General features: G+C 39.7%; 33 protein-coding genes and 1 riboswitch. Of the genes, 22 read left to right on the top strand and 11 right to left on the bottom strand.

Features of this window, described 5'->3' with window-relative positions; translation table 11 throughout:
- The first annotated feature begins 1 nt into the window (after position 1).
- Together UN64_RS05515 and UN64_RS05510 are read left to right on the top strand one after the other, a co-directional pair.
- Positions 2–418 carry a thiol-disulfide oxidoreductase DCC family protein gene (locus UN64_RS05515; RefSeq protein ID WP_077360483.1) on the top strand — a complete coding sequence of 139 codons (417 nt, stop codon included), beginning with the start codon at positions 2–4 and terminating at the stop codon, positions 416–418.
- 74 nt (positions 419–492) lie between these two features.
- Positions 493–1,440 (top strand): nucleoside hydrolase, encoded by a 948-nt coding sequence (locus UN64_RS05510; RefSeq protein WP_077360482.1) that lies wholly within the window; start codon positions 493–495, stop codon positions 1,438–1,440.
- Positions 1,441–1,444: 4 nt separating this feature from the next.
- Here the strand turns inward: UN64_RS05510 and UN64_RS20785 are convergent, their stop codons facing one another.
- A complete protein-coding gene (locus UN64_RS20785; protein ID WP_171978804.1) occupies positions 1,445–1,723 on the bottom strand; it encodes a hypothetical protein in 279 nt (92 codons plus the stop codon).
- Positions 1,724–1,999: 276 nt separating this feature from the next.
- Positions 2,000–2,170, bottom strand: a complete 171-nt coding sequence (locus UN64_RS05500) for an aspartyl-phosphate phosphatase Spo0E family protein (protein ID WP_077360478.1) — start codon at positions 2,168–2,170, stop codon at positions 2,000–2,002.
- Positions 2,171–2,431: 261 nt separating this feature from the next.
- Here UN64_RS05500 and UN64_RS05495 point away from each other — a divergent pair, with 261 nt between their 5' ends.
- A complete protein-coding gene (locus tag UN64_RS05495) occupies positions 2,432–4,405 on the top strand; it encodes a methyl-accepting chemotaxis protein (protein WP_077360476.1) in 1,974 nt (657 codons plus the stop codon).
- Positions 4,406–4,522: 117 nt separating this feature from the next.
- Here UN64_RS05495 and UN64_RS05490 read toward each other — a convergent pair whose 3' ends face one another.
- The gene (locus UN64_RS05490; protein WP_171978803.1) at positions 4,523–5,029 is read right to left on the bottom strand and encodes a transposase; all 507 of its coding nucleotides are present in this window, start codon (positions 5,027–5,029) and stop codon (positions 4,523–4,525) included.
- A gap of 476 nt (positions 5,030–5,505) precedes the next feature.
- On the opposite strand from UN64_RS05490, the gene UN64_RS05485 reads away from it, so the two are divergent.
- The 6 genes from UN64_RS05485 (at position 5,506) to UN64_RS05455 (ending at position 12,027) form a co-directional block, all read left to right on the top strand.
- Positions 5,506–5,793 carry a YhdT family protein gene (locus tag UN64_RS05485; protein WP_077360472.1) on the top strand — a complete coding sequence of 96 codons (288 nt, stop codon included), beginning with the start codon at positions 5,506–5,508 and terminating at the stop codon, positions 5,791–5,793.
- Entirely contained in the window at positions 5,790–7,229 is a 1,440-nt protein-coding gene (gene panF, locus UN64_RS05480; protein ID WP_077360470.1) for a sodium/pantothenate symporter, read from the top strand. Before UN64_RS05485 ends, panF begins: the two co-directional genes overlap by 4 nt.
- A 145-nt stretch (positions 7,230–7,374) precedes the next feature.
- A riboswitch (cyclic di-GMP riboswitch) is annotated at positions 7,375–7,457 on the top strand.
- A 34-nt stretch (positions 7,458–7,491) separates the two neighbouring features.
- Positions 7,492–7,983 (top strand): hypothetical protein, encoded by a 492-nt coding sequence (locus tag UN64_RS05475; protein ID WP_077360468.1) that lies wholly within the window; start codon positions 7,492–7,494, stop codon positions 7,981–7,983.
- Between the two features lie 84 nt (positions 7,984–8,067).
- The gene (locus UN64_RS05470) at positions 8,068–8,802 is read left to right on the top strand and encodes a YdcF family protein (protein ID WP_077360466.1); all 735 of its coding nucleotides are present in this window, start codon (positions 8,068–8,070) and stop codon (positions 8,800–8,802) included.
- Positions 8,803–9,148: 346 nt separating this feature from the next.
- Positions 9,149–10,033: an ATP-binding protein gene (locus tag UN64_RS05460; protein WP_077360462.1), complete on the top strand. Its 885-nt coding sequence runs from the start codon at positions 9,149–9,151 to the stop codon at positions 10,031–10,033.
- 65 nt (positions 10,034–10,098) lie between these two features.
- Positions 10,099–12,027, top strand: coding sequence for a nitric oxide reductase activation protein NorD (locus tag UN64_RS05455; protein ID WP_077360460.1), 1,929 nt, complete (start codon positions 10,099–10,101; stop codon positions 12,025–12,027).
- Positions 12,028–12,085: 58 nt separating this feature from the next.
- On the opposite strand, the gene UN64_RS05450 is transcribed toward UN64_RS05455, so the two are convergent.
- On the bottom strand, positions 12,086–12,277 hold the full coding sequence (locus UN64_RS05450; protein WP_077360458.1) for a hypothetical protein: 192 nt from the start codon (positions 12,275–12,277) through the stop codon (positions 12,086–12,088).
- Positions 12,278–12,455: 178 nt separating this feature from the next.
- Between UN64_RS05450 and UN64_RS05445 the strand changes: the two genes are divergently transcribed.
- The gene (locus UN64_RS05445) at positions 12,456–12,743 is read left to right on the top strand and encodes a hypothetical protein (RefSeq protein WP_139343024.1); all 288 of its coding nucleotides are present in this window, start codon (positions 12,456–12,458) and stop codon (positions 12,741–12,743) included.
- Positions 12,744–12,891: 148 nt separating this feature from the next.
- Here the strand turns inward: UN64_RS05445 and UN64_RS05440 are convergent, their stop codons facing one another.
- Positions 12,892–13,083: a hypothetical protein gene (locus tag UN64_RS05440; RefSeq protein WP_077360454.1), complete on the bottom strand. Its 192-nt coding sequence runs from the start codon at positions 13,081–13,083 to the stop codon at positions 12,892–12,894.
- Positions 13,084–13,193: 110 nt separating this feature from the next.
- Positions 13,194–14,369: a S8 family peptidase gene (locus UN64_RS05435; protein ID WP_077360452.1), complete on the bottom strand. Its 1,176-nt coding sequence runs from the start codon at positions 14,367–14,369 to the stop codon at positions 13,194–13,196.
- 326 nt (positions 14,370–14,695) lie between these two features.
- On the opposite strand from UN64_RS05435, the gene UN64_RS05430 reads away from it, so the two are divergent.
- From UN64_RS05430 to UN64_RS05415, 4 genes are all read left to right on the top strand, one after another.
- A complete protein-coding gene (locus UN64_RS05430; RefSeq protein WP_077360450.1) occupies positions 14,696–14,875 on the top strand; it encodes a carboxymuconolactone decarboxylase family protein in 180 nt (59 codons plus the stop codon).
- A 6-nt stretch (positions 14,876–14,881) separates the two neighbouring features.
- A complete protein-coding gene (locus UN64_RS05425) occupies positions 14,882–15,139 on the top strand; it encodes a carboxymuconolactone decarboxylase family protein (protein ID WP_139343023.1) in 258 nt (85 codons plus the stop codon).
- Between the two features lie 124 nt (positions 15,140–15,263).
- Positions 15,264–15,779 (top strand): hypothetical protein, encoded by a 516-nt coding sequence (locus UN64_RS05420; protein ID WP_139343022.1) that lies wholly within the window; start codon positions 15,264–15,266, stop codon positions 15,777–15,779.
- A gap of 104 nt (positions 15,780–15,883) precedes the next feature.
- Positions 15,884–16,384 (top strand): DUF1648 domain-containing protein, encoded by a 501-nt coding sequence (locus tag UN64_RS05415; RefSeq protein WP_077360444.1) that lies wholly within the window; start codon positions 15,884–15,886, stop codon positions 16,382–16,384.
- A gap of 43 nt (positions 16,385–16,427) precedes the next feature.
- On the opposite strand, the gene UN64_RS05410 is transcribed toward UN64_RS05415, so the two are convergent.
- Complete coding sequence (locus tag UN64_RS05410) at positions 16,428–16,568, bottom strand: YpzI family protein (RefSeq protein WP_066293612.1); 141 nt, start codon at positions 16,566–16,568, stop codon at positions 16,428–16,430.
- A 204-nt stretch (positions 16,569–16,772) separates the two neighbouring features.
- Between UN64_RS05410 and UN64_RS05405 the strand changes: the two genes are divergently transcribed.
- Positions 16,773–17,369 (top strand): hypothetical protein, encoded by a 597-nt coding sequence (locus UN64_RS05405; RefSeq protein WP_077360442.1) that lies wholly within the window; start codon positions 16,773–16,775, stop codon positions 17,367–17,369.
- Between the two features lie 55 nt (positions 17,370–17,424).
- Here the strand turns inward: UN64_RS05405 and UN64_RS05400 are convergent, their stop codons facing one another.
- Together UN64_RS05400 and UN64_RS05390 are read right to left on the bottom strand one after the other, a co-directional pair.
- Complete coding sequence (locus UN64_RS05400) at positions 17,425–18,120, bottom strand: nuclease-related domain-containing protein (RefSeq protein WP_281249333.1); 696 nt, start codon at positions 18,118–18,120, stop codon at positions 17,425–17,427.
- A gap of 98 nt (positions 18,121–18,218) precedes the next feature.
- A complete protein-coding gene (locus UN64_RS05390) occupies positions 18,219–18,398 on the bottom strand; it encodes a DUF2187 domain-containing protein (protein ID WP_077360435.1) in 180 nt (59 codons plus the stop codon).
- A gap of 187 nt (positions 18,399–18,585) precedes the next feature.
- Here UN64_RS05390 and UN64_RS05385 point away from each other — a divergent pair, with 187 nt between their 5' ends.
- Genes UN64_RS05385 through UN64_RS05365 form a run of 5 tightly spaced genes read left to right on the top strand, consistent with a single transcriptional unit; the run spans position 18,586 to position 22,555 of the window.
- Positions 18,586–19,158, top strand: a complete 573-nt coding sequence (locus tag UN64_RS05385; protein ID WP_077360433.1) for a biotin transporter BioY — start codon at positions 18,586–18,588, stop codon at positions 19,156–19,158.
- A gap of 40 nt (positions 19,159–19,198) precedes the next feature.
- Positions 19,199–20,674 (top strand): AMP-binding protein, encoded by a 1,476-nt coding sequence (locus tag UN64_RS05380; protein ID WP_171978802.1) that lies wholly within the window; start codon positions 19,199–19,201, stop codon positions 20,672–20,674.
- The gene (locus tag UN64_RS05375) at positions 20,671–21,783 is read left to right on the top strand and encodes an acetyl-CoA C-acyltransferase (protein ID WP_077360429.1); all 1,113 of its coding nucleotides are present in this window, start codon (positions 20,671–20,673) and stop codon (positions 21,781–21,783) included. Before UN64_RS05380 ends, UN64_RS05375 begins: the two co-directional genes overlap by 4 nt.
- A complete protein-coding gene (locus tag UN64_RS05370) occupies positions 21,773–22,150 on the top strand; it encodes a hotdog family protein (RefSeq protein ID WP_077360427.1) in 378 nt (125 codons plus the stop codon). The genes UN64_RS05375 and UN64_RS05370 overlap by 11 nt, the downstream gene beginning before the upstream one ends.
- Before the next feature lie 3 nt (positions 22,151–22,153).
- Positions 22,154–22,555: a MaoC family dehydratase gene (locus tag UN64_RS05365; protein ID WP_077360425.1), complete on the top strand. Its 402-nt coding sequence runs from the start codon at positions 22,154–22,156 to the stop codon at positions 22,553–22,555.
- 112 nt (positions 22,556–22,667) lie between these two features.
- On the opposite strand, the gene UN64_RS05360 is transcribed toward UN64_RS05365, so the two are convergent.
- Together UN64_RS05360 and UN64_RS05355 are read right to left on the bottom strand one after the other, a co-directional pair.
- Complete coding sequence (locus tag UN64_RS05360; protein ID WP_077360423.1) at positions 22,668–22,886, bottom strand: DUF2922 domain-containing protein; 219 nt, start codon at positions 22,884–22,886, stop codon at positions 22,668–22,670.
- A 43-nt stretch (positions 22,887–22,929) separates the two neighbouring features.
- Entirely contained in the window at positions 22,930–23,148 is a 219-nt protein-coding gene (locus UN64_RS05355; RefSeq protein WP_077360422.1) for a DUF1659 domain-containing protein, read from the bottom strand.
- Between the two features lie 352 nt (positions 23,149–23,500).
- Between UN64_RS05355 and UN64_RS05350 the strand changes: the two genes are divergently transcribed.
- Entirely contained in the window at positions 23,501–24,001 is a 501-nt protein-coding gene (locus tag UN64_RS05350) for a sigma-70 family RNA polymerase sigma factor (RefSeq protein ID WP_077360420.1), read from the top strand.
- A gap of 194 nt (positions 24,002–24,195) precedes the next feature.
- Positions 24,196–25,824, top strand: a complete 1,629-nt coding sequence (locus UN64_RS05345) for a DUF6583 family protein (protein WP_077360418.1) — start codon at positions 24,196–24,198, stop codon at positions 25,822–25,824.
- The last annotated feature ends 97 nt before the right edge of the window (positions 25,825–25,921 follow it).

Genomic DNA, 25,921 nt, shown 5'->3' with positions numbered 1-25,921 from the left:
AATGAGTGATCTTGAACGAGGATATCAGCCTGTTCTTCTCTTTGACGGAGTATGCAATCTCTGTAATTCCAGTGTGAAATTCATATTAAAAAACGAGAAGAAACACGATCTTAAGTTCGCTGCCATTCAGTCTGAAGCAGGGGAGAAACTGCTGACTCACTATAGAATTGATCCCAACGAGACAAACTCAGTCATTCTGATATCCGGTGATCATGTATATACGGCATCTGACGCCGTATTGAAAGTAACGCATCTTCTAAAGTTTCCATACAGCATAGGGAAAATTTTAGTCGTTGTACCAAAAACAATCCGTGATTTTTTTTATAAGAGGGTCGCTCAAAACCGGTACAACTGGTTTGGTAAGCGTGAGAGCTGTATGATTCCAACACCACAGCTCCGGAAAAGATTTTTAGAATAGTTTTTAATGACAAATTTCATAAAAAAACAGGCCTCTTAATAGGATAGAAGAAAAACCTAAAAGGGGTTTTTATTATGGGGCAAAAAGTCTTGTTCTTTGGGGATGTTGGAATTGATGACACCATAGCTTTGACTTACGCATATTTAAATGATGAAATCGATATAGTTGGCGTCGTTTCAGACTATGGAAATGTTTCCAGGGAGAAGACGATTGCTAATGTTCATTATATTGCTAAAATGTTCAACTTTCCTGGAGAAGTAAAAATCATTGGTGGAGCAGAGGTTCCGATGACAGGGGAACAGCCGACATTTTATCCTGAAGTACATGGAGAATACGGGTTAGGTCCGATCGAACCGGGAACGTACGAAGGAGTTATTGAAAACTTTTTCGAGATTGTAAATTTAATCAATCAATATGAAAATGAACTGATAATCGTTAACGTTGGCAGACTTACCTCTCTAGCAACGATGTTTATTTTGTTTCAATCTTTGATGAAGAAAGTGAAGGCTTACTATATTATGGGTGGAGCGTTCTGGGTCCCGGGCAACGTAACGGCTGTTTCTGAAGCGAATTTTCATGGTGATCCGATCGCGGTTAGAATTGTCCTGACTTACGCTAATAATTTAACCATCATACCTTTGAACGTGACAGACCGCGCTTTAGTCACGCCAGAGATGGTGAACTACATTGACTACAAAGGAAAAGCTCCTCTTGTAAAACCATTGCTGGAATTCTATTATAAGTTTTATAAAAATAACAACCCTCTGATTCAAGGAAGTCCAGTACACGATGCGATAACACTGATGGCGAGTATTCGAGAAGATATGTTCAGCTACAAAACACTCCCGGTACATATCGTCCTAAGAGATGAAATGATTGCTAGAGGTCAAAGTATTGCCGATATCAGGCCATATATCCAGTTCGGGGAACAAGAGAAAAAGCACCGGATTGCTTTTGACTTTAATTACAATTACTTTTTCAATGACTTTATGAGCGTGATGACAGGGGAAGAGTTTAAATAAGTGCTTAATATGTAGTTTGTTTTAAATCAATTTTCTCCTTATTAAAGAAAACCTCGATATGCTCAGGAAATGATTGTACTTGGAACTCTAGTAATAAGGTGTCCGTTACTTCAGAGTCATTAAGAGCATCTTGCTCTTTAATATGTATACGCATTTTATTGTTATTAACAGAGACCTTCGCAGTTGGAAAGCTGTATAATTGCCTATTATTGTTACGGTTAAAATAAAAATATACAGCATTTGCCGATTTATTAAGGTTATCTGGCAGAAATAGATAACTCATATTATTACTCTTTTTCGTAATGTTTATTTGGTGCTGGATATTACTAGATAAGTCAGTTACCTGCTTCTCTTTGAAGTCTATTGAGTCAGGTTTCAATATGTAAAATCCTAAATAAATAGTTGTAAAAACAGAAAGTATGATTAGTAGTTTTGCTTTCACAGTATAATCTCCACTCTGTATTTTAAAATGTTAAATATAAACGAACAATAAAAAACCGGCTTCCTATCAATGCAGACATGGACACCGGTAAAATTCGCAGTTATATTATGATGTTAATTAAGCACAATCTCTAATTTGATCAAGTTTGTTTAGTTTTTCATCTAGAATTTGACTCAACTGAACAAGCAGCGGATCTGCTAGATTGTTCACTTTTTTGCTTACCTCATACATGGTCGTGCGAATGGCGTCTATCTCTGTAGTTAAGACAAGAGCATTGCTTCGGCTCATGGTCCATTCCCCCTCAAATATAATAACCACTTCTGCTTCTGCACCATTAAAATCGGTAAATCTTGTAATAATTATATACCATATTTTGTGTCTAGTCTATTATTTTTTTACACATATAGGGGGACAGACCCCGGTCAAATACACTTTAGCCGAAAATGTCTTTCTTGAAAATACATTTCCGTTTTTTTTGTTAAATAATTTGTTACATCCTGTCGATATACTTTTTGCTGCCTAGAAAAAGTACATACATGGAGGAAGAAAATGATTAAGAAAAGTCTGCAAAGGCAAATTCTAGTGCCTTTTTTATTGTTGATAATTATGACAGGTTTAATAGTAAGCGGAGTGAGCTACTTTTTTAGTGTGAAATCAACTGTTGATAACTCGTCGGAAGATGCTTCAGCCAGAATGGACGATCTGAATGAATCACTGAATCGATTTTTAGAAGATAACGCTGATTTTGTCTCAGCTTATGCGGATTCAATGGGAATAAAACTTTTTAGAGAAGGTGATAGCCCTGATTTTATTATTTCCAAATTTGAAGACTATCATCTATCAAACGAAGCGATCATGAATAGTTATTTTATTTCCGAAACAAAAGAAGCTATCATATATCCAATACCTTCAGAACAGGTAAAGGACCAGACGCTCACATCCTGGTATAAGCAAGCTAAAAAAGATCCGAAACAAGTCATTTGGACAGATCCCTTTATTGACCCTGCAACAGACCGTCCAGTTGTCAAAGCGGTTAAAGCGGTCGAATATAACGAAACTATTATAGGGGTTGCAGCTATTGATATTGCGGTTAATGACATTCTGACACTCATGCAAAATGTGAAAATTGGAAGCACAGGATATGCAATTCTTCTTGATAACTCTGGTAATTATATGGTGCATCCTCAGGCAAAAAAGCTTGGTAAAACGGCAACGAACGAGCCCTATTATAAAAAGATTAAAGAAAACGAAGGTGTAGTGATAACAGAAATGAATGATCAGGATCGGGTCTTCAGCTACACAAAAAATGAAATGACCGGTTGGAAACTAGTGGGCACAGTTGCCTTAAGCGAATTTGAGAAAAAAGCGTCTATCATTCTCTTGCCCATCGGAATAGCTCTATTAATAACTCTAGTAGTGGCTGCAATTATCTCCATATATATATCCAGAAGAGTTACAAAACCGGTGAAACAACTCTCAAAAGCTATGCATGAAATGAAAAATGGGAATTTGCAAGCAAGTGTATCCATCGATAGAGAAGATGAGATCGGCCAATTGTCAGATAGTTTTATAGAAATGTCAGAACAAATGCGTATGTTAATAAGTGAGATGTCTCAAATTACCGAGCATGTTACAGATGCATCTCAAACTGTAGTAGCCAGTGCTGAAGAAAATTCTGCTTCAGCACAGGAAGTTTCAACGACCATGCAGCAAATTGCAGCCGGATCATCACATCAGGCAGAATTGATGGAGGGAAATGCAAAAGCCGCAAATGTTCTCGCAGATCGCATTATTCAAGTTCAAAAACAAGGAGAAGCTATAGAAAAAGCTACTGAACAAATGAATCAAGCTTCGTTATCTGGAGTTGAGAAAGTAAGCTTCCTAAAAGAAAAATCTTTACTAACAACTGAAATGACAAAAGAAATGATCACATCTATTAAAAAGCTTGATGAGTCGTCAGGGAGTGTTCAGGAAATTGTTCACACCATTAGCGATATAGCCAATCAAACAAACTTGTTGGCGTTGAACGCGGCAATCGAAGCTGCTCGCGCTGGAGAATCAGGCAGAGGATTTGCTGTTGTCGCTGACGAAGTTCGAAAACTTGCTGAGCAAACAGAAGGATCATTAAAAGAAATCAGCCATTTAATTTCTGAAATGCAAATGGTTACTCAAACTACTGTCGGACAAGTCCAAGAAGCAGCGGCACTCATTCTATCTCAAGGTGAAGCTGTGGAAGAAACAGAAAATTCCTTCTCAGCTATTTCAGATGCAGTGCGAGGTAACTCAGAAAAATTAAGAGATGTCATTGTCTCCGTTGAAGAAATGACTAAGCAAAAAGAATTACTGCTAGACAATGCATCACATATATTAGCTATTACTCAGGAAACAGCTGCAGGAACAGAGGAAGTTTCTGCATCTGCAGAGCAGCAAGCAGCCTCTATGGAGCAATTGAATCACCTTGCTGAACAACTAGAACAATATTCTGAACAAATGCGAGTTCATGTAAGAAAATTCAAGTTCTAGAGGGGGACAGACCCCAGTCAAATACACTTTTGCCGGTTTTGTCTTCGTGAGAAGAACATAACCGGCTTTTCCTTTCCATGACAGACTTTATTTTTCATAGAGATGTATAAAACGATGTTAAAGTTCTGCTACCGGTGAGGTCCTGCTTTCTACGTAATCACGATATTGAGCTTTTGAATTTTGAAATTGTTCTAGTATTATTGAGGTTTCCACGAAGGGACATACCGACTGAGTAACATAGTAACGGTAACTGCTCCACGGATATTCAAGAGGAAACATGACGAGATCTGCTGCTACCGGATTCATGTGAATGTATCGGCTCGTGTCTAAAAGATAGGAACGATCTTCAATCAACTCTGCACCATAACGGCCTTGAAATACATGACCGGTAAGCTCGTATTTTTTGTTGAAATACATGGCGTATGTTTCGTTTAATTCTTTCATGAAATCTCCGGGTGGGGACTTGCTGCACTGAATTTGAAGATGAGTGTGGTTGGACATGAGGCAATAAGAGAATAAATCAACGGAATACTTTTTTACGCAGTGACTTAAAATCTTGAGATACCGATGGAAATCCAAGTGGGAATAGAAGAGAGGCTCCCTGCGATTTCCACGTGTAGTCACATGGTAGACAGCATCAGGGTACCAAATGCGCCGGGTTCTAGGAATAGATATCACCTCCTTTCGGTTGTTCTATTATTTTACTATGAATGCTGTCAAATTGGGAAATGGGGACTGTCCCCAAACAATTTATTTCCCTTAATGTTTTCGAGTAAAACACCTAAGAGAAATAGAAATACAAACGGTACCATTTTGTTAATTATAGAATGTTAATTAATCCTTCACATTTTGTCGAGTGCTGTATTTTCTCCTCAGATTCTATCAAATTTCCCCGGAAATACTCATATTCAATTTATACTCAAGAACGATGTCTAGTGCGAATAAAGAATGTTAACGTTTATTTATGAGAAACCAAACAAGGAATCTATGTAACCTTATAGAAGTTATTAAGTCGAAAGAACTCGACAAGAGTATGTGAATTTGCCATAGTAATGGAGGAGCTTTTATTCATTTTTATGGTAAGTCCAGGAGGTTGAACGATGAAAAAAGGGAACGACTGGCGATACCGGATCTCTAATAAAGAAGCGATTATGGGTACGGTGCTGGCAATTTTGAATTTTATTTGGTGGTATGCTTTTGCGTATGGACTAGGTGGCCAGCCGGTTAAGGAGTATACATACATACTAGGTTTTCCTGCATGGTTTTTTTATAGCTGTATCGTAGGGTTTATTGTTTTTACAATTTTAGTTTTTATAATGGTGAAATTCTTCTTTAAAGAAGTTCCTTTTGACTCAGATGACAATGAAGGTGAGGGGAGCTCTCGATGAATTGGGACGTAATTCTTCCTTTAGCTTTCTTTTTAATACTAGTTTTTTTAGTTGGTATTTATACATCAAGGCATATTAAGAGCGGACCTTCTTTTTTGCAAGACTACTTTTTAGCGGGACGTGAGCTTGGCGGATTTGTTCTTGCGATGACGATGGTCGCCACATACGGAAGCGCTTCGAGTTTTATCGGGGGCCCTGGTGCAGCATACCAGCTTGGCCTTGGCTGGGTTCTTCTCGCGATGGCACAGCTTGTAACAGGTTATTTTACACTCGCTGTTTTAGGAAAAAAGTTTGCGATCGTAGCCCGAAAGATTAATGCTGTAACTCTTATTGATTTTCTTAAAGCCCGATATGAAAGCAAGTGGGTAGTAATTTTATCAGCGTTAAGCATTGTGATCTTTCTGTTTTCAGCGATGGCTGCACAATGGGTTGGCGGCGGAAGGCTGATCGAGTCGTTTACAGGTGTATCGTACACCACAGCATTGTTCATTTTCTCATGTTCTGTATTAGTGTACGTAATAGCGGGTGGATTCAGAGCGGTTGTTATTACGGATGCCATTCAAGGTGTCGTAATGGTAATAGGTACAATTATTATATTAGCCGGAACCATTGTGGCCGGTGGCGGAATTGAAAACATCATGGGTGAACTAAGAGCGGAAAATCCTAATCTAATATCGCCGTTTGGTTCCGATGAATCGCTTACACCTTTATTTGTATCGTCCTTCTGGATATTAGTCGGAGTAGGTGTAGTGGGATTACCGCAGATATCGGTACGCGCTATGAGCTATCGAAATTCGAAAGCGATGCACCGTGCCATGATCATCGGAACGTTTGTGGTGGGATTTATCATGTTAGGGATGCATTTGGCAGGGGTGTTCGGAAGAGTAATTCTGCCAGGCATTGAAGTGCCTGATAAAGTTATGCCATTACTTGCATTAGAAGTACTGCCTGGATGGTTAGCGGGTATCGTCCTTGCCGCACCACTCGCTGCGGTGATGTCTACTGTTGACTCCGTACTTTTACTCGTAAGTTCAGCAATCATTAAAGACGTTTATATCAATTACATAAAACCTGATGCTGAAGAACGTTTTGTAAAAAGATTAAGCTTTGGCATAACAGCAGTAGTAGGGTTGAGTGTATTTGCGATGGCGATCAACCCACCCGATCTATTAATCTGGTTGAACCTTTTTGCTTTCGGCGGATTAGAAGCAGCTTTCATCTGGCCGATTGTGATGGGTCTCTATTGGAAGCGAGGAAATGCAAATGGCGCAATAGCCTCTATTGTAGTCGGGGTAGGTTCATACATGTGGCTTCACCTGAATTATCCTAACCTTTGGGGAATGCACACAGTAGTCATGCCGATTGCACTTTCTTTCTTTGCATACATTGTGGGGAGTTTCACAAAGGGGGACAGTCCCCAGACAAATACATTTTAGGCGATATTGTCCACTTCGGGTGGACGATATCGCTTTTTTTTTTGCAGTATATGTTTTCACTAAGATTTGTAACCCATGTAAAAATTATTAAATATATATTTACAGTAATATCCTCTAATGGTAATTTAATATTAGAATATAATTAAATAAGTGTGGAGCATTGAAGGTCATTCTGTATGTGGGCGCTTGGAGTGATCAGAGCTAGTAGCGCAACCGACCGCTTCTTTTTTCGTTCTATTAGATTAAGGAAGGGGTATTTTTTATGGAAATCTCAAGAAAAGAAAAGTTTGGTGCAAAGAAGAAGGCAACCAAGAAATGGCCGAAAGTAGTTTTGGCAACAACGTTTGCAATGAGTATCGGAACAACTTCGGTATTTGCAGCTAAGCCAGAGCTTGCTGATGCTTTATACACAAAGATTCTAGAGTACACATTTAAAACTGAGATTGATAGTGAACTTAACAAAGAGAAAGAATCACTATTAAAAAATGTAAGTGCAACAATTAGTGGGATTATTAATAGTACTAACAAAGAGCTACAAGACAAAAAAGACAAGATTGTAAATGATAAAAAAGCAGAACTTCAACAACATTATACTGATGAAATTGCTAATGTTACGGCAAGAAAAAACGAAGCTATAGAAAAAAAGACAGCTGAGATGGAACAAGAAGCAACTAAAACAACTGGTGCAATCAAAACGGATATCACAAAGGAAATTGAACAAGAAATTAAAAATGCAGATATTAATAAAAAGTAGTTATAAAGAGCGGAACTCAAAACTCCGCTCTTTTTCTTTTTCCTATATACTAGAAGGTAGAATCTAACAATCGGAGCGGAATCTATGAAAAAAATCTTTCTATCACTTAGCATTATTTTCTTTGTATATGCAGTTGCTATGCTCGTTCAAACGACCAACATGGACATGGGTCTTGCGGTTTTCTTCTTATTAGGAGCTGTCTTTTTATTTCTTTTTTACAAATACGAAGCGGCACTCTATTTTTATAAAAAGTACAAGAAGACGACTCTGATATTTGTTATAACTCTTTTTCTCTTTGCAGCAACCTTAGAAACTCTTATTCTTGCATCTGCCAACACCGATCCACAGAAGGTTTCTGGAAAAATTGATACCATCCTTGTACTTGGAGGCGGTACGAAGAACAATCGTCCCGGTGCCGTCTTAAAGGGCAGGCTTGATCAAGCTTTAGCATACGCGGAGAAACATCCTGACGTTACTTTTATCGTAAGCGGCGGACTTGGTTTCGGGAAAACGATCAGTGAAGGCACCATTATGAAAAATTATCTGATGGAGAACGGAATACACCCCGAACGTATAACCATTGAAGAAAAAGCGACGAGTACTTACGAAAATCTTTTATATACGAAAAAAATGATTCAGTCTGACGACCAGGTGCTAATCGTGACAAGTGACTTTCATCTTTTTCGGACAAAAATGATTGCAGAGCGTGTCGGAGTTGAAGCGGAAGGGCTCGGTTCACCGCTTAGGATTTCATCTGTTCCCCAAGCTCATGTGAGAGAATATATGGCAATCATTAAAAGCTACTTCACGGACCGGTAAAAGGAAGTGACTCTTATGAAGACAAATAAGTACCATTGTTGCGCCACGTGCGTGAATTTCAAGCCTCAGAAAACGGACCAAGGAATGTATTACTATTGCACACGACTTGGGTATGAAACGAAACCGGATTATACCTTCAACTGCTGGGAGCCGAAACCGCATATAATCGAACTTATGAAAAAGGATAAAGACGTTTAGGTCGCTGTGGCGAACTAAGCGTTTTTTAATAAAATTCTACAGACTTGCCTTGAAAAAGCTTACAATGTTACATTGTGTAAGGATTTATGTAACGGAATTACTGGAAATACTGTAGATAGTGGATAGATGAAAGAAAGGATTTTTTATAATGAACCTTCAAATCCCGATTGAGATAAAAGAAAAGCTGCAGAATGAGGCGGCTCAACGAATAGAGAAATTACCGGAAGTGTATAAAGAATTGATAGGAAAGCCTGGCTACACAGCACCTGATGCGTCACTTGTAGAAGATGCGGTGATCGCACTTGCATTAGGTAAAAACGTTTTGCTGAAAGGCCCGACAGGATCAGGTAAAACAAAGCTCGCAGAGTTGCTGTCGAATTTATTCGGACAGCCGCTGCACCAGGTAAATGCTTCAGTTGACCTCGATGCTGAAGCGCTTCTCGGTCATAAAACGTTAAGCTACAAAGACGGCAAACAAGAGATTGAATTCATCCCTGGTCCTGTAACAAAAGCGGCGAACAACGGTCACTTTTTGTATATTGATGAAATCAACATCGCTAAGCCTGAAACGTTGCCGATTTTAAACGGTATGCTGGACTATCGCCGTACGATCGCAAACCCATTTACAGGAGAAGTGGTAAAAGCTGAACCTGGCTTTAATGTGATTGCTGCAATCAACGAAGGATATATCGGAACGGTGCCGTTAAATGAAGCGCTGAAAAATCGTTTCGTTGTAATCGAGGTGCCTTATATTCAGGGAGAGACGTTAAAAGAAATGCTTAAAGCTCAGTCTCAGCAAACAGACGAAACGGTGCTTGATAAGTTTGTACAGCTTTCGTCAGACCTGATCGGCCAAGCGAAAGCAGGCCATTTGTCAGAGGACGCCGCATCCATCCGTGCACTGCTGGATGCTGCTGATCTCTCCGTTTACTTGCCGGCAAAACGTGCAATTCAGCGTGCAATCGCTGATAAGCTAGAAGATGCCCGCGAACGAGTACTCGTTGCCAACGTAGCTGCGACGCTGTTTGTGTAAGCTGGGAAATGGGGTCAGACCCCCTACAATTTATTTCCCACGATGATTTTGGAGGTTTCGCCTAGATGAAATTCCTTGTTTTTGCGAATACAAAGATCGATTCTTTCATTCATATGCAGCTGATTGACCTTGCGCGCTCTCTCTCAAAGGTGGAAAAGATGGACGTTTCTTTCTCATACCATTCTAACCTCGAGAGAAAGAAGGGGATTACACATGTCAGTCAATTTTGGAACCCATACCCGCGGGAGATCCGGCTTGAAGGCTGGAAATCCGACGTTTATTTGCGAAGCTTTGGCACACAGTTTCATACCGATGATAATGTGATCTGGAACACACTCGTTGAACTGAAAGCACACCCTCACCGTGAGTTCTTAAAACAGATGCTGCTCTTTGCGGAAGACTTCCGATTGGAACAGATCTGCATAGAAAAAAGACCTGGGATGACTCATGCGTTCAAGCTCCGGAAAGACACGTTCCAAGTCCATTACAATCGTGAATATAGAAAGCATATCCAGCAAAAACGCATTCTTGACGCTTTATTTTGTCATGTTATTCTTTTAGCGAATAAACGGTTTGTTGCGGTGCCGTCTGAAACTCAAGAACTCTATCAGGAACTGCGCCCAATGCTCTCGCAGCTCACAACTGCTCAATCCACACAAGATATTGCAGCTCTCGTAATCCAAATGGCGGAGATCACAAAGCATCGCTCAGAATTCGAGGACATGAAAACAGCCTACCGCAGTTTTAGTGATAAGCCGAAAATGGATGATGCCGGAAGCGAGGATCAAACGTTCGACGACCTAACCCGCAACACGGAGACAAAAACGAAAAAAACCATCAAAAAAGACGACGATAAAGATGAGAAGAAAGATGAGCAGGAGAAAGAAGAGTATTCATCCTGGCATGATGAGACGTCTGACCCGCAGGATTCCTTTTTGCAAATGGACCTGGATCAAGGAACAAACACTGATCTATTAGGAGAAGCGGCAAGAGAAGCGGATAGTGGTGACGCCGTATTTGGATCTGTCCAAACGAGCGCGCAAACGACTGACAACAACGACTTTAACTCTCAGAACGAACATGAGGCAGAAACCGACAGCAACCAAACCGGCTCTGACTCAGCGAATCACTACCGATACGGTGAAGTGAACAAAAACGTTACAGAGCATGTCCTACCTGCTAAACCTGCAACACCTGAAGAGTTCGCTCAATACCAGCTCTTTGAACAAGAAATCGCGCCATTTGTCACACAGCTCAAACAGAATTTCCTAAAAACGATGGAGCATAAGCGAACAGCGCCAAGGGAAGACCTGCACTTTGGAAGACTAGGAAAGAAGCTTACAAGACTTGCTACAGACAAGAACCCGAGACTTTTTAGAAAAAAACAAGAGTCGCAGCATGAACTCGATACGACGTTCACGCTTCTTGTTGACTGCTCAGCGTCCATGTTCAACAAGATGGAAGAGACACAAAAAGGGATTGTTCTTTTTCATGAAACGCTAAAAGCTCTCAGAATCCCTCACTCAGTCGTAGGTTTCTGGGAAGATGCAGCCGACGCGACAACAGATGATCAGCCGAACTATTTTCATGAAGTAATCTCATACAGAAATTCGCTTCATCAGCCGGGGGCTTCGATCATGCAATTAGAACCCCAGGAAGACAACCGCGACGGCTACTCCATCCGCCGAATGGGCGAAGAACTGGCAAAACGTCCGGAACAGCAAAAAGTTCTGCTCGTTTTCTCTGACGGTGAACCTGCGGCTTTTGATTATGAATCGCATGGAGTACTCGATACACACGAAGCTGTTACCCGTACACGAAAGCTTGGAATCGAAACGATCGGCATGTTCATCGCGAACGGTGAAATAACCGAAGAAGAAGAGAGACTTATGCAGAATATCTATGGCCCGCAAAACGTTGTCGTGCCAAGCGCTGCTAAACTTGTCGACTACCTCATGCCGGTCCTTAGAAAGCTCCTTTTTAAATCTATATAAACGTTAAAACGCCCAGTGGCCATCATGACCACGGGCGTTTTCTGTATGTATGTAAGTATTAATATTCCAAAAGCTTCAACCAAGCAAAAACGACTCCCAAGAACCCTGCATAACTGAATATTTTAACAGACCACTCTGGTAAGGCTGTTCGAAGCAGGCTAGATAAAATTCCGACTACAATGAAAGCTGCGAGCAAGATGTAAATTGAAAAGATGTCAAACGGAATTCGAAAAGAAAGCCATTGTTCCATCGCCAAACCTCCCCTAATATCTTTTATATCGGTCGAAATGCCTATTCATTCAATAAACAATTGACGAAAAAACAAAATTATTGCTGCCAAAAACAATTGTAAATACAAATAGGCAAAAGCACCGTAACTAGGGCAAACGCATATTGTATTAAAAAGCAGGAGTGAAGGGGTGAATGGCTTGAACCAACGTGTGGTAGACGTCGTTTTGGAAACAGCAGAAGAAGAATTTTTGGCAAACAACAAAGATGCAACTACATTCGCAGCAGAGCTTGCCCTGTTTGCGTCAGCTCTTACCACAGTCGCAGACTTTCTTGCCACAGTAAGTGCTGCCATTGCACTTAGACAAATTTACATTGATCAAATTCAAGAACAGAAAGATCAGCAAGAACAAGAAACTCAAATGAAAGACATCCAAGATCAGCTGAACGCACTCAAAAAAGAAATCAAAGCGCTTCGGGGGAAGTGACGAACAACCTCCGGAGCGTCTTTTAGTTAATCTTATTTTTAACTCTTCAAATCAAAATTCGACACATTCTGCCGCAGTCCTTCTACATAGAACGACTATTTTTTCATAAAAAAAGCCCTCTTATAATTAAGAGGGTTGCTTCACAGAATCAAGTAAACTCTTTCGAAATGCCCAGGTATAATAACACTGCACCAAATATAGCTGTTCCGATTAAAAAGAAATACACGATCTTTTCTTCTGCTTCTTTTTCTGTTTGTTTTTTTTCTGCATCAGTAGACTGAACTTGTGTTCCATCTTCCTTACCTTGCTCATGCTTTTTCTTTTTTCCAAAACCAAACACATCAATTCCTCCGCTCTTACCTTAACCTTTTTATCAGTGTTTCAAAAAGCGGCGAATTTTAAACAAAAAGCCCCCGAAACAGTGAGTCCCGGAGGCTATAAAACATCTATTTATTGCTGAACAGCTTTTGCTGCGTTAACACGTCCGTTTTGGAACAGCGTGCCTGTACCCGTAACAGGATCAGCTGTATCTTCAAGTGCCGCTCGGATTTGTGAAGCATTTTTACCTTGAGCAGCGAGAAGCCCTGCTACACCTGCAACAACCGGTGATGCCATGGAAGTTCCAGAGAAACTCGCATATTGATTATTTGGTGTCGTAGAATAAATATCTACACCAGGTGCTGCAATATCAACCCACGTGCCGAAGTTTGAAAAAGATGCTTTCTGGTCGTTTTGATCAGTAGCAGCTACCGCGATCGAATTTGAGTAATAAGCCGGGTAGCTTGGCAGAGCAACGCCAGAGTTGCCAGCTGCTGCAACGACGACAGAACCTTTATTCCAAGCGTAGTTAACCGCATCTTGAAGTGTTTTTGATCCGATTGAACCGCCAAGACTTAAATTGATAACTTGAGCACCTTGATCAGCTGCATATCGAATTCCTTGAGCAACATCGTCTAGAGATCCGCTGCCATCAGCATCCAAAACACGAACTGCTAGAATAGAAGCTTTAGGAGCAAGACCAGCGATACCAACACCGTTATTCGTGTTAGCCGCAGCAATACCAGCGACGTGAGTACCGTGTTCGTTTTCGTCGATCGGATCGTTATCGTCATCAACAAAATCTGCACCTTTGATTACTTTGCCTGCTAAATCAGGGTGGTTGTAATCAACGCCTGTATCGATTACCGCAATTTTAATGTTGGAAGAACTTTGGGCTGTATCCCAAGCTTGTTCAGCACTTACTTTCTGAGGAGCATATTGTTTCGTTTTATAATCAGGATCATTCGGCACATAGCTTGCGTGTAAAGTAGTATTCGGTTCTGCGTATTCTACAGAATCAAGACTTTCAAACTTCTTAACAGCATCTTCTACTTTGCCGCTTACCTTTACAACAGTAAAATCTTCAGTTGTATCGACAACCTCACCAAACTTTGAAGCACCATTTTTTGCTGAAGCAACAGAAACTGAATCTTTATAATGAACGATGATTTCCTGTGGTGCAGCCTGCTGTTTAGCAGCCGATGTAAATGAAGCCTCCTGTACTTCGGGCTCAGCAGCCGAAGCCGGGAGAGCTAAAGATATCAATAGTGGTAAAGACGCGGCGCCTGCCACGAAACGCTTTAACATAAAATCACTCCTCTGATGTATTTACCAAGCAAGCTTGGCTGGGTTGCTAAAGGATTCAACAATTTTCAACAAAACCCTTTAACATTATCTAAAGATAATGATAATTTACCACGTCACAGTGATGAACGAGTCTATGTGACTATGTATAAAGCGTAACACGTAAGACTTAACTATTATCTTAAGATAGAGTTACGATAGTAAACATTACATAACACGAATGTGAAAACTATATTTGAATATTTTACAAAGCAGAAAGATAGGAAAATGAAAGATTGTATCGTAATCTAAAAACAAGAAGAAATGTATTTTAAAAGGAGGCTAAAATAATGGCACGACTGCCAGAAGTAAATGTAGAAGGTACACCTTTTAAAAAAGCTCTTGCGAATGCTCCCGAAATTCTGGATGCATTTCAGCAAATGGACAAGGCACTCAACAACATCCTTGAACCTGAGCTGATGGAAATGCTTCGTTTGCGATCCGCATCAAACAACGGCTGCGACTACTGACAAAACATGGACTACGGGACTCTGGATGAGTCTTCAAGACAAACAGCCATGAAAAAAGGAGAAGCAGAACTGTCCAAACGCCACAAATTGGCCCTGGAATTAGCCGATCACATCATGGCCTATCATGGACAGCTGCCTGATGAAATGTATAACAGATTAACGGAACACTTTACCCGTGAAGAAATCATTGCGCTCTTTTTCCAAATTGGAAGCAAGAACGGAGCCAACTGGTTTATCATCGCGATGGGGATTGAAAGTAAATAAACAGTGAGGGAGATGGCCATAAGGTTGGCCGTCTTTTTTTATGAGCTGTTTTAAAAGTAATAGAAAGGAATTATTAAAGAGTTAATTGAATATAAAACAGAAAAAACACAAAAGGGCAGTTAATATGAAAAAAACACTAATAAAGTGGATAGTTATTTGTGTACTTGTTATAGGAGTTCTATGGGCATTTCGTTATTTTAGTCATGAGGGTGAGTTTGAGAAGTATAGCCATGTCACGATCGGAAAGGAAACCCTTAAAGAAGGAAAACCAGTTTACTTAGGCTATCATTTACAGTGGGAAGGCATAGGGACTCCTGAGCTTCAAAAGGTTGAATTTATTAAAAGTGATGGAACAATTGTTGCGAAAGATGATGATCAAATGCGAATCAAATCCTATATAACTAAGGTGGATTTCGGATCATATTATGAGGAAGATGTAATAAAAGAAGGGATTGTTAACAAATTACTTCCTGTAAAGGGGTTCAAAGCCGATGATGATTTTTCTTTAGTATTACAAGTTGAACCGAACGATTTTGAGTGGGATAGCGATATAAAAACAGTCAGAGTGATGTACAAGAAGTTTGGTCAAACACAGTTCCAAAACATTTCTTTCGATGATGGCATCATTAGTAATGAATAAAAGCTTAAAGGATCAAGCTGCCACAATAGGCGGCTTTTTTAAATGTTCAAAAATGAAACTTCATCTGGAAAAAACCGTATGAAAGGATAAAGGGAGGTAGATTGATGTTTTACGAAAATCGCCCCAAATTAAAAATCCCACGAACATTTCTTGAGAACATTTTAGATATATCGGCAATTATTTTGTTTATCGCGGGTGCCACAAACTTAATCATACAGTGGAGTACAATACCCGGAACGGTACCGATTCATTTTAACGGAGCAGGAGAACCGGACGGCTGGGGAAGTAAAAATAATTTATGGATTTTATTAGTGATAGGGTTCTTGATGTGGGTGCTTTTAACGGTCCTTGAAAAATATCCACATGTGTATAACTATCTGTTTTTAACAGATGAAAATGCGGAAAGACAATATAAAAACGGACGGCTGATGCTGAATGTTATAAAAAATGAGATTCTCCTTTTCTTCGTATATATGAGCTGGGTAAGTACTGGAGTTGCAAAAGGGCAATCAGATGGACTGGGACTGTGGATCCTGCCGATTTTCATTATCGCCATAACCGCATCAATCGCATTTTTTATCGTGAGATCGATTAAACTCAAATAAAAACACTTGGGGCATTGAAGGAATCCCAAGTGTTTTTTGCAGTTTATTGATCTTGATGATTTCGAGCGCGTGCCTCATCAGGACTTTCCATTTTTGCAGCACCTGAATACTTCAAGCTTTGATCTCGGTCCGACTCAACACGTCCTGATTCTCTAAGTTTTTTCTCTTGTCTGTCTTTTCCCATTTTAACAACCTCCTTCTTACATGATTTCCCTCTAGTATGCGGAAAAATTGTCTTTTTTATGTAGAATGCGTTTCATTCTAATGAACAAAATTATGCAAGAAATTTTAGTACAGTCATTATTTACCGGCGCATTAGAACGTTTATCATTCATATAAAAGGGAAATCCGTAGTTACAAGAGATTAAATCTTAGAGGAGGAATTAACATGGCACAGCATTTAAATTCTGGAGATATGTATCAAGACGAATTTTATCAAAATGACTCAGTACGAAATGATTTATACGAAAACGGACAGAACAGCAAGCTTCTAAAGGGTATTGTCATTGGCGGGCTAGTTGGCGGAGCTTTGGCACTGATTGACTACAATACGAGAACAAAAGTAAAGAACACGGCGGTGGGCTTGAAAGATTCATCAAGCAAAATGATCACAGAGGTGAAACAAAATCCAGGTGATGTGAAAGATCAAATGATCAGCCAATTCAAAACGGCTTCAAACACACTAAAAGAAGCGATTACTGATGCGCAACAACTGTATGAACGCTTGAACAAAGATGTCTTTGGTAACATCAACACGTTAAAAGAAATATCGAATGATGTATTTGCCACAACAAAGGAAGCGAGAGGTGACCTTAATAATATTACTTCTAAGCTTAAAGATGCCGGAACGGAAATAACGGAAAACCCTATAGATACAAATAAAAGATCACAAAACGAAAGCTTGAGCAACTACAACACAGGCTTCCCATCAAAAAATGCTAATGATCCTGTTTCGTCAGGTACGAATAAATCGAGTAATTATTAAGTCCAGGATTAAAAATTCCCCATTCTTAATGAATCGGGGAATTTTTTTATATGATTTAGGCTTTGTTTTTTAAAGTATCGATATGTAATTTCCTGATTTTTTCCTCAGCTATATTTGCCTGTGCAATAAGAGCGTAACATTCTTTAATCTCATCATTTGACATTAAAGGTATAGGATTTTTTAATTTAATTATTGCTTCTTTTCTCTTAATCGTTTCAGTTAGTTCTACATCATAAATGATTAATTCTGAAGACTGGATTTTTCTATAAGATAAATCTGTCTTAAAAGTACATCTCTTCGTAAAGGAAACAATTGATACGAATGCATCTTTAAACTTAGGACCAACCAACGTTTTTATACATTCGATATGTCCATAATTTTGAACAAAGGGATTCATAAATTTAAACTTTCCATTAATAAGCCATTTTTTGTAAGCTGGAGAGCCATAGATAGTACCTTGAAAATTTTTCGTCTCAATAACAAAGATGCCATAAGGGGAAAGTACAATGTGATCGATCTGGGAGTACCCTGACTTTGCTTTTGGGTTTGGCAAAAGGATGTCATTCAACACCATATATTCTTTTGAAAGCTGTGATAATTGAATCATAATTTTGTATTCGCCAAGCTCTCCCTTCCGAACAGAGAGATGTTCATTAGCTGTGTTGTTATATGTTGCTTTGACTGGAGAAGTTTGAACGGGCTTTTTCTTTTTTGAAAAAAAATCTTGAAAAAAACATGAGTGACCTCTAATTTCTTCTTGAATTTATACTTTCTTTCTATCGTCATTTTTAAAAAAATATAAATAAAACAGCCCAATTTATTCACTGGGCTGTTTTCTGTGTATAATTTTCAGCTATTAACTACTTGTCTAATATCGTTTAATCGGACTACTTGTTTTGCATCTTCAAAATGTTCTTCGTAGTTTTCTGTTACGGAAAAGTCCACAACAGCGGTGTTGGTTAATAAAGATGTAATTTCTCCTTTTAATCCGTCAAACGTTTCAATGATATCACCGATTTTAAATTCCATGCCTTTTCCTCCAACTTCATCTTGTTTGTCCTATTTTACCATAATTGTTATAAATTTTCCTTTTATTTATGAAAAACTTCTGTTTGTTAAGCAATTATAGCGAAAACAATAAATTATTGCCATTGAAGCGCTTTTAATGTTAACTTAAAATAGATATTAGTTAACATAAATACAACGAGGTGTTTACATGAAAACAAAAGAAATGACGTATGTAGCTTTATTTGCTGCAATTATGATCGTATTAGGGTTCCTGCCTCCAATCGTTTTACCTTTTACGCCAGTTCCAATTACTGCACAAACTCTTGGTGTAATGCTTGCAGGTGTGGTGCTTGGTGCCAGACTAGGCGGATTAAGTATGATTGTTTTCTTACTAGTCATTGCAGCCGGTGTTCCAGGGTTAGCAGGTGGACGAGGCGGTGCAGGTGTTTTTGTAGGACCGAGTGCAGGCTATCTATTAAGCTGGCCGTTATCAGCGTTCTTGATCGGACTTCTTGTTGAAAAAGCGAGACAGCCACTTCAAGTGTGGAAAGTCTTTTTATATAATTTCGTTGCAGGGATTGTCTTTGTTTACCTTTGCGGCATTCCAGTTGTTGCTTTTGTAATGGACATTAGTCTGGAGACAGCGGCAGTTTCAGGATTAGCTTACTTGCCGGGCGATTTATTAAAAGCTGTTATCGCAGCAACACTTGGTGTTAAAATAAGACAAAGATTATTTAAGAATCAGACTGCTCTTACTCAAAATAGAACGATCAGCCAATAAGATTGCCCCCGGGCAGTCTTTTTCTATAGGAGGAATTCGTGTGCTTATAACCGATACAATCCAAAATAGCGCTCTTTTATATCCTGAAAAAACTGCGATTCAAATGGGTGACGAAAGAATTTCTTATCAAGAGTTGAACAAAAACGTTAAAAAAATCGCTTCTTTTTTTAGAAAGCAACCCTTTGAAGAATCTCAAGGAAAAGCAGCGTTATATCTGCCGAACGGAATTGATTTTCTACAATACTTCTTAGGAGCTATTTCTGCAGGCTGGATTTCCATTCCTCTTGATTTAAAAATGAAAGAAAGGGAACTGGAAGAAAGGCTTAAGCAAAGTAAGCCTGATTTGATTATTACGACACAAGAATTGCAAAGCAAAATAAATCATAAGGGCACAAAGTTAACTCTAGTTTCAACAATCGATGATTCAATACCAACAGAAGAATTCAAAAGTACTACTACTGATGAAACTCTGTTTTATATGGGATTTACTTCTGGTTCAACGGGGATCCCAAAATGTTTTGTACGCTCTCATCGTTCTTGGGTTAAAAGCTTTGCTTGCAGTAAAAAAGATTTTGGACTAATTGAGATTGACACAGTACTTGTGCCTGGACCACTCGTGCATTCTTTGTTTTTATATGCAGCGATCAGCACGCTTTATTTAGGTGGAACGGTTAAGCTGTTACCTAAGTTTTCAGCTGCTCAAACTTTAAAAGAGATCGAGATAGACGAGATTTCAGCTCTTTATGCTGTTCCTACTATGCTTGCTGCACTCACGAAAGAAATGGATGATCAAAATGAAACTCCAAGGCTAAAGAGAATTATATCCTCAGGTGCCAAATGGGAACCTGGACTTAAAGATAAGATTAATACTCTATTTCCTAAAACAGAGCTTTTTGAGTTTTACGGTGCGTCTGAATTGAGTTTTGTAAGTTTTATCAATCATCGCGCTGATATACAAAAGCCGTTATCTGTCGGGCGTCCTTTTCATAATGTAGAACTTTCCATTCGAAAAGATGAAAACGAAGTGGAACCAGGTGAAATCGGTACTCTCTATGTAAAAAGTGAGATGCTTTTTTCACACTACCTTAATCGGCCTGACGCGAATAAAGAAGTATGGGACGACGGCTGGCTGACAGTAGGTGACCTGGCCAAGCTAGATGAAGAAGGTGATCTCTATATCATTGGACGCAGCAACAACATGATAATTTCGGGAGGGCAAAACGTTTATCCTGAAGAAATCGAAAATGTACTCCATTCACTAGAGGGCATTGAAGAAGCCGTTGTTTTTGGGATGCCAGATTCATATTGGGGAGAAAAAATTTCAGCCGCAGTCATTGTTAATGAGAATTCAGGCCTGACAACTCGTGATATCCAGCGTTTTTGCAGAAAGCATATATCAACATTTAAAGTGCCTAAGCACATCATTTTTACGAAAGAATTTCCTTATACGTCGAGCGGAAAAATAGCACGGTCGAAGGTAAAAGAGTTTTATACCCAAGGAGTTTCGAGTTCATGAGAAAAGCTGTTATTATCGATGCAAAACGTACAGTGATCGGAAAAAAGGCGGGTTATTTTAAAGATGTTGCAGCGGAAAAACTAGCGGCTGTTGTTATACAAGAGATACTGCAAGAAAATAAAGTATCTCCTGAAATGGTGTCAGATGTGATCTTAGGGAATACAGTTGGCCCGGGTGGCAACCTAGCACGCTTATCTGCTTTAACAGCAGGTCTTCCCGTGACTGTTCCTGGTTTTACAGTTGATCGTCAATGCGGTTCTGGGCTTGAAGCGGTTAACCTCGCATGCCGGCTCGTGCAATCAGGGGCAGGGGACATTTATTTAGCAGGTGGCACTGAATCTGTGAGTACATCAACGTTTCCGAAGAGAGCCCGCTTTTCTCCAGACACTATTGGTGATCCTGACATGGGTGTTGGAGCTGAGAACGTGGCTAAAAGATACAACATAACCCGTGAGATGCAGGATGAATATGCGTTCTTAAGCTATAAGCGAACGATTGCTTCTATTGAACAAAATCGCTTTAAGAATGAACTTGTTTCCATTAACGAAATGCCTCTAATTGACGAAGGCATTAAGAGACTGTCTGTTATTGAAAGACTTATTAAAAGAGCGAAACCTGTATTTAAAGAAAACGGAACGGTTACGGCTGCAAATTCGTGTGGTTTAAATGATGGTGCATCTATCGTACTCATAATGAGTGAAGAAAAAGCGAAAGAGCTAGAGCTTGCTTCAAAACTGAAATTTATCGATGCTGTCACTGCAGGTGTCGATCCGAACTTGCCGGGAATCGGTCCGGTTCCAGCTGTAAACACTCTTTTACAGCGGATGAACCTTTCTATAAGCGATATTGATGTATTTGAGCTGAATGAGGCATTCGCATCACAAGTCGTTGCGTCTGCTCAAGAACTTGATATACCTTGGGACAAGCTGAACAAAGGCGGCGGTGCGATTGCATTCGGACATCCTTATGGGGCGTCAGGAGCAATTTTAGTTACATCACTGCTAAGGGAAATGACGTCACAGAACCGTTTTGGCATAGCCACGTTAGGCATTGGCGGCGGGCTCGGAATCGCGACACTATTTGAAAGGTGTGGGCTTTATGAATTTTAAACAGTGGGAAGAGGCAACAACACTGCCAGTTTCAATTACGGTTACTAAAGAACTCGTTAATGCTTACTATGAAGCAGCCAGCATCCCTAAAAATGATTCACATCACGTTCCGCCAGCCCTTCCGATGATTTTTTATCAAGATATAAATGTCCCGTGGTTTCAGGAGCAATCATTTATTCACAAAGACCAACTGTTTCATTACGAATATCCTATCTCGATTGGAGACACACTTCAATGTACGATTTCCTTAATTTCAGTAGAAAAAAGACGTCAATTTCTCGTTTTGCACCAAGAGCTTATTGGCAGAAACGAACATAAAAACATTGTATTTTCGGCAAAATCGACACTTCTAAAGGAGGCGGAGTAAAAAATGTTTTCTGATTCTATAAAAGCAGGTGACACACTCGAGCCTTTACATATAGAAATAACAGAACAAATGGTAAAAAAGTACGGGGAAGTGTCTGGAGACTTTAATCCGATTCATTTTGACGATAAAGCTGCAAAAGAAAAAGGCTTTCCGACTAAAATCATACATGGCATGCTTTCGATGGCGATCGCATCAAATATCGTGGAACCTTACCTGCAAAGAGGCTATTGGGTAAAATCGTACGAAATGAAATTTAAAGCGCCTGTTTTAGTTGGGGAGACCATCAGCATAATAGGAACGATCGCATCTATTGAAAAAGAGTCAGTAACAATTGATATAATCGTTTCAAGTCCAACTTATCCACAAGTAGCAAAAAGTGAAATTGTGCTTCATGTGTATAAGTAGCTCTATTTATCCACATTATCAACATTATCCACAACCACAATTAAACCGTCTCCTAACCAATTGGCTAGAAGACGGTTTTTTTCACGGTCGCTGAAGTCAATTATTTTATGAATTAACCTAGGTCGATGTCACTCACTTCACGGTCAACAATACGCGCACCTTTTTTGCTGGTATAGCTTCCGCCTGATGAAGTGAAGATGTTTTGGGCGATTACCGTGTCCATAGCAGCGTTAACAGCTACGGGATCAACCGGTTCGATTGGTGCGTCCAAACGGACTGTCACCGTTTTGTTCTCCTGATTAAGAAACTGCAATTCAAGTACTTTGGCCATCGAAATCCCTCCTTTCCTCTATATTTTCCTCACCAATCAGTTATTACTGCTGAATCGCGAAGGAATCGTTACGTCTGATACCGACTAGTGGATAATTCTGAAGTCCTGCAAGTGCAGTTGCAACAGCTTCGAGCTGGTCTGGAGTCGATGTTGTTTTTACGTGTGCAAAGTTTTTGTACTTCATCACTGGTTTGTTGTCTGCATCTAATCCTCCGTCAAACTCTAAGCGCATTGCGGAATCAATCAATGCTGCTGTAGCCATGTGCCTCACCTCCTTCCACTTCATAAGTTCCAAAGAAGAAAAGGAAAGAGCCATCCACATAAAATAATTTTTGAATCTTTATTTATCCACAATTTGGGCTCATTTACTCAATAATGTGGCTAAAATTTTTTGTTATTGAGAATATCACGCCAAAAATGTGTCGTAATTTGTCAGAAGATCTTTATTCTGTGGATAACTCAATAAACGATCTCCTAACAATATTTTTCTTCTGCTCAAAAACAGCTTTTGACTCTTTAAAAACGCAGCTTTGCTTCCATTCAAATTCAAATTTTATAGTGAAGGTACCGCGGAATTCCCCGAATGTGCGCACATTCCAAAAGGACGTATTCCCATGAAAGAAATGCGCTTTGAACAAATCGCTTCTATGTATGATCCGCTTATCAAATCTCAGATCAGGCTCTACCACTTAACTTCCCAATTCAACCAATACTATCAAGCTGGCTTACTAGGACTCTGGAAAGCTTACGAAACCTTTGATTCTGAAAAAGGACAGTTCTCCTCATATGCGTACCTGCTTGTCAGGGGCCGTATTCTTCAAGAGCTGAGAGGAGAGGCGAGACGGCAGGAGGCAGAAGAAATCCAAGATCCCCACGAATCGATGACATTCCGTACCCTCTCTCATGAAGACACCATTCCTTTTTTAGAGGATGAAACAATGAATCTATATTTGATGCACCTGACAGAAAACCAGCAGAGGTGGGTGACACAGCGCGTTTTTCATATGAAGAGTGAAGCAGAGATCGCCGAGATGTACGGGGTCACCGTTTATGCTGTGAAATCGTGGAGAAAGTCAGCAATCAAGAGGCTTCGGACGGTTTTAATTACCAATTAAAATCAGCCTTTCTTACTACGCAATTTGATGGATATAATTCTATAATTAGGGTATAGTAGAAAACTGTGGGCATAAAATTCCTTTATTACCCATCTTTGCCAGTAGAGAGATAAACTGATATTTTTTTAGAATAACAGTGTAATAAGTTGATAGGGAAAAGCTTATACATTTATTAAGAGGGGGACAACCAAACGATGGAAACTCAAGTTAATCAGAGTACAGGCAGTAAGAAACGTCCGTTGATCATTGGGCTTGCACTTATCGCGATCATAGCGATCGGAGCAACAGCTTATGCAATGTTCATCGATCTATCGCCGCGTGAACTTTATTTGAAATCAGAACTGAACACGTTCAAAGCGATGAACGAGTCATTTGAAGAGAGCTTTGGAGATGCATTAGCACTTTCAGAAAAACAAATGGAAGAAGCATATAAGTCTGAAGCACGCGTTGGTGTGGAAATGGATCCGTCCATGTTTGGAGCGGGCGGAATGGAAGCGGCAATGATCGGTTCTATTCTATCTAACAGTGAGATTAAAATGACAACACAACACGATCCTAAGAAAGAAGAAGGATCAGCTGACGTTGCACTTGTTTTGAACAACACAGATCTTGTAAAAGCTGAGTTCTACCAAAACAATAAACAAACAGCATTAAGCGTACCTGCTGCTTACGATAAGTATGTATATTTCCCGAACAACAAGTTTGGCGAAGTAATGCGCAAGTTTGATCCAGCGTATGTTGGAATGGAAAAACTACAAAACTTCTTTAAAGCGGTTGAAGGCGACTTAAGTGAAGAAGCACGTGATGAAGCGTTCGAAGAGTTTGCGAAAGTTTACGCAGACAGCGTGAAAGACGAAAACGTAACACTTAAAGAAGATGTTGACTTCAAAGGCGAGAAGCTTCGCCAGTTAACGGTTTCACTTTCTGAAAAAGAAACAAAAACACTTTTGATCAATTTTATTGAAAAAGTCGAGAAAGACGAAGAAATCATGAATGCTCTAGCTGAGCAATCAGCGTTGCAAGGCGGCTTTAACTTCGATATGACATCAACAGCTCCAATGAGCGAAGAAGATGCGAAAAAAGAAATCGAGAAAATGCTGGCAGATGCTAAAAAAGCAATCAATGAAGATCTAGAAATCCCTGGCGGCATGAAGCAAGTTGTCATTGTTGACGGCGATGATAAAGTAGTAAGCCGCGACCTTTCTATGAAAATTGGCGCTAACGGCGAAGAAGCTGTTCCAATGAACTACAAGTCTGAAAGCTGGGCGAAGGGTGATGTATCGAACTCTTCTTGGGTTCTGAACGCAGGTCCTGAAGGCGAAGCACTGCTTGTTGATGTGAAAATGGAAAGTGAGCCAAAAGGCGAAGACGGCAAGAAGCGCGACATTAAAGCGAAGTTCGAAGTGAACGAAAATGGCACTACACAAGGTATCGGATTCCACGTAAAAGGTGAAGGCACAGACAAGAAGTCGAACTGGACGGTTCAGCTTGTTCCAGCAGGTGAAGCGCCAATGGAACTTCCTGATATGACGATCGAAATCGAGCATAAAGCAGACCAAAACCTTGATAAAGATTATGCGAACCATGATTACAAAGTAACATTGATCGGAAACGATCCTTCAATGGGCGACATCAATGTTGGCTTGAACATCAAGACAAAAACAACATTCGGTGAAAAACTTACATTCCCTGAGTTATCAGAAGATAAAGCTGTTAACGTAGCAGAGATGAGTGACGCTGAAATGATGGGCATGATGTCTGAGATCCAGCGCAACATCGAACAATTTGTCGGTGAAAACGCTCAAATGTTCCAAGGAATGTAATATATAATAAGAAGGACAGAGATAACTTAAGATAAAGTTGATCTTTGTCCTTTTTTTAAAGGTTTCTACTTATTGCTAACGAACATTAGTGTTTATA

This window comes from Fictibacillus arsenicus (assembly GCF_001999465.1).
Classification (GTDB): domain Bacteria; phylum Bacillota; class Bacilli; order Bacillales; family Fictibacillaceae; genus Fictibacillus; species Fictibacillus arsenicus.
This window is presented reverse-complemented; position numbering and strand designations above follow the sequence as displayed.

Bases quoted from the DNA above. Each gene is read 5' to 3' on its own strand.
- UN64_RS05450 (WP_077360458.1), bottom strand. From the start codon at position 12,277: ATGGAACAATGGCTTTCTTTTCGAATTCCGTTTGACATCTTTTCAATT.
- UN64_RS05475 (WP_077360468.1), top strand. From the start codon at position 7,492: ATGGAAATCTCAAGAAAAGAAAAGTTTGGTGCAAAGAAGAAGGCAACC.
- UN64_RS05500 (WP_077360478.1), bottom strand. From the start codon at position 2,170: ATGAGCCGAAGCAATGCTCTTGTCTTAACTACAGAGATAGACGCCATT.
- UN64_RS05495 (WP_077360476.1), top strand. From the start codon at position 2,432: ATGATTAAGAAAAGTCTGCAAAGGCAAATTCTAGTGCCTTTTTTATTG.
- UN64_RS05365 (WP_077360425.1), top strand. From the start codon at position 22,154: ATGTTTTCTGATTCTATAAAAGCAGGTGACACACTCGAGCCTTTACAT.
- UN64_RS05360 (WP_077360423.1), bottom strand. From the start codon at position 22,886: ATGGCCAAAGTACTTGAATTGCAGTTTCTTAATCAGGAGAACAAAACG.
- UN64_RS05425 (WP_139343023.1), top strand. From the start codon at position 14,882: ATGGACTACGGGACTCTGGATGAGTCTTCAAGACAAACAGCCATGAAA.
- UN64_RS05460 (WP_077360462.1), top strand. From the start codon at position 9,149: ATGAACCTTCAAATCCCGATTGAGATAAAAGAAAAGCTGCAGAATGAG.
- UN64_RS05455 (WP_077360460.1), top strand. From the start codon at position 10,099: ATGAAATTCCTTGTTTTTGCGAATACAAAGATCGATTCTTTCATTCAT.
- UN64_RS05385 (WP_077360433.1), top strand. From the start codon at position 18,586: ATGAAAACAAAAGAAATGACGTATGTAGCTTTATTTGCTGCAATTATG.
- UN64_RS05430 (WP_077360450.1), top strand. From the start codon at position 14,696: ATGGCACGACTGCCAGAAGTAAATGTAGAAGGTACACCTTTTAAAAAA.
- UN64_RS05515 (WP_077360483.1), top strand. From the start codon at position 2: ATGAGTGATCTTGAACGAGGATATCAGCCTGTTCTTCTCTTTGACGGA.
- UN64_RS05355 (WP_077360422.1), bottom strand. From the start codon at position 23,148: ATGGCTACAGCAGCATTGATTGATTCCGCAATGCGCTTAGAGTTTGAC.
- UN64_RS05345 (WP_077360418.1), top strand. From the start codon at position 24,196: ATGGAAACTCAAGTTAATCAGAGTACAGGCAGTAAGAAACGTCCGTTG.
- UN64_RS05485 (WP_077360472.1), top strand. From the start codon at position 5,506: ATGAAAAAAGGGAACGACTGGCGATACCGGATCTCTAATAAAGAAGCG.
- UN64_RS05510 (WP_077360482.1), top strand. From the start codon at position 493: ATGGGGCAAAAAGTCTTGTTCTTTGGGGATGTTGGAATTGATGACACC.
- UN64_RS05420 (WP_139343022.1), top strand. From the start codon at position 15,264: ATGAAAAAAACACTAATAAAGTGGATAGTTATTTGTGTACTTGTTATA.
- UN64_RS05410 (WP_066293612.1), bottom strand. From the start codon at position 16,568: ATGGGAAAAGACAGACAAGAGAAAAAACTTAGAGAATCAGGACGTGTT.
- UN64_RS05470 (WP_077360466.1), top strand. From the start codon at position 8,068: ATGAAAAAAATCTTTCTATCACTTAGCATTATTTTCTTTGTATATGCA.
- UN64_RS20785 (WP_171978804.1), bottom strand. From the start codon at position 1,723: ATGAGTTATCTATTTCTGCCAGATAACCTTAATAAATCGGCAAATGCT.
- UN64_RS05375 (WP_077360429.1), top strand. From the start codon at position 20,671: ATGAGAAAAGCTGTTATTATCGATGCAAAACGTACAGTGATCGGAAAA.
- UN64_RS05415 (WP_077360444.1), top strand. From the start codon at position 15,884: ATGTTTTACGAAAATCGCCCCAAATTAAAAATCCCACGAACATTTCTT.
- UN64_RS05350 (WP_077360420.1), top strand. From the start codon at position 23,501: ATGAAAGAAATGCGCTTTGAACAAATCGCTTCTATGTATGATCCGCTT.
- UN64_RS05390 (WP_077360435.1), bottom strand. From the start codon at position 18,398: ATGGAATTTAAAATCGGTGATATCATTGAAACGTTTGACGGATTAAAA.
- UN64_RS05435 (WP_077360452.1), bottom strand. From the start codon at position 14,369: ATGTTAAAGCGTTTCGTGGCAGGCGCCGCGTCTTTACCACTATTGATA.
- UN64_RS05370 (WP_077360427.1), top strand. From the start codon at position 21,773: ATGAATTTTAAACAGTGGGAAGAGGCAACAACACTGCCAGTTTCAATT.
- UN64_RS05405 (WP_077360442.1), top strand. From the start codon at position 16,773: ATGGCACAGCATTTAAATTCTGGAGATATGTATCAAGACGAATTTTAT.
- panF (WP_077360470.1), top strand. From the start codon at position 5,790: ATGAATTGGGACGTAATTCTTCCTTTAGCTTTCTTTTTAATACTAGTT.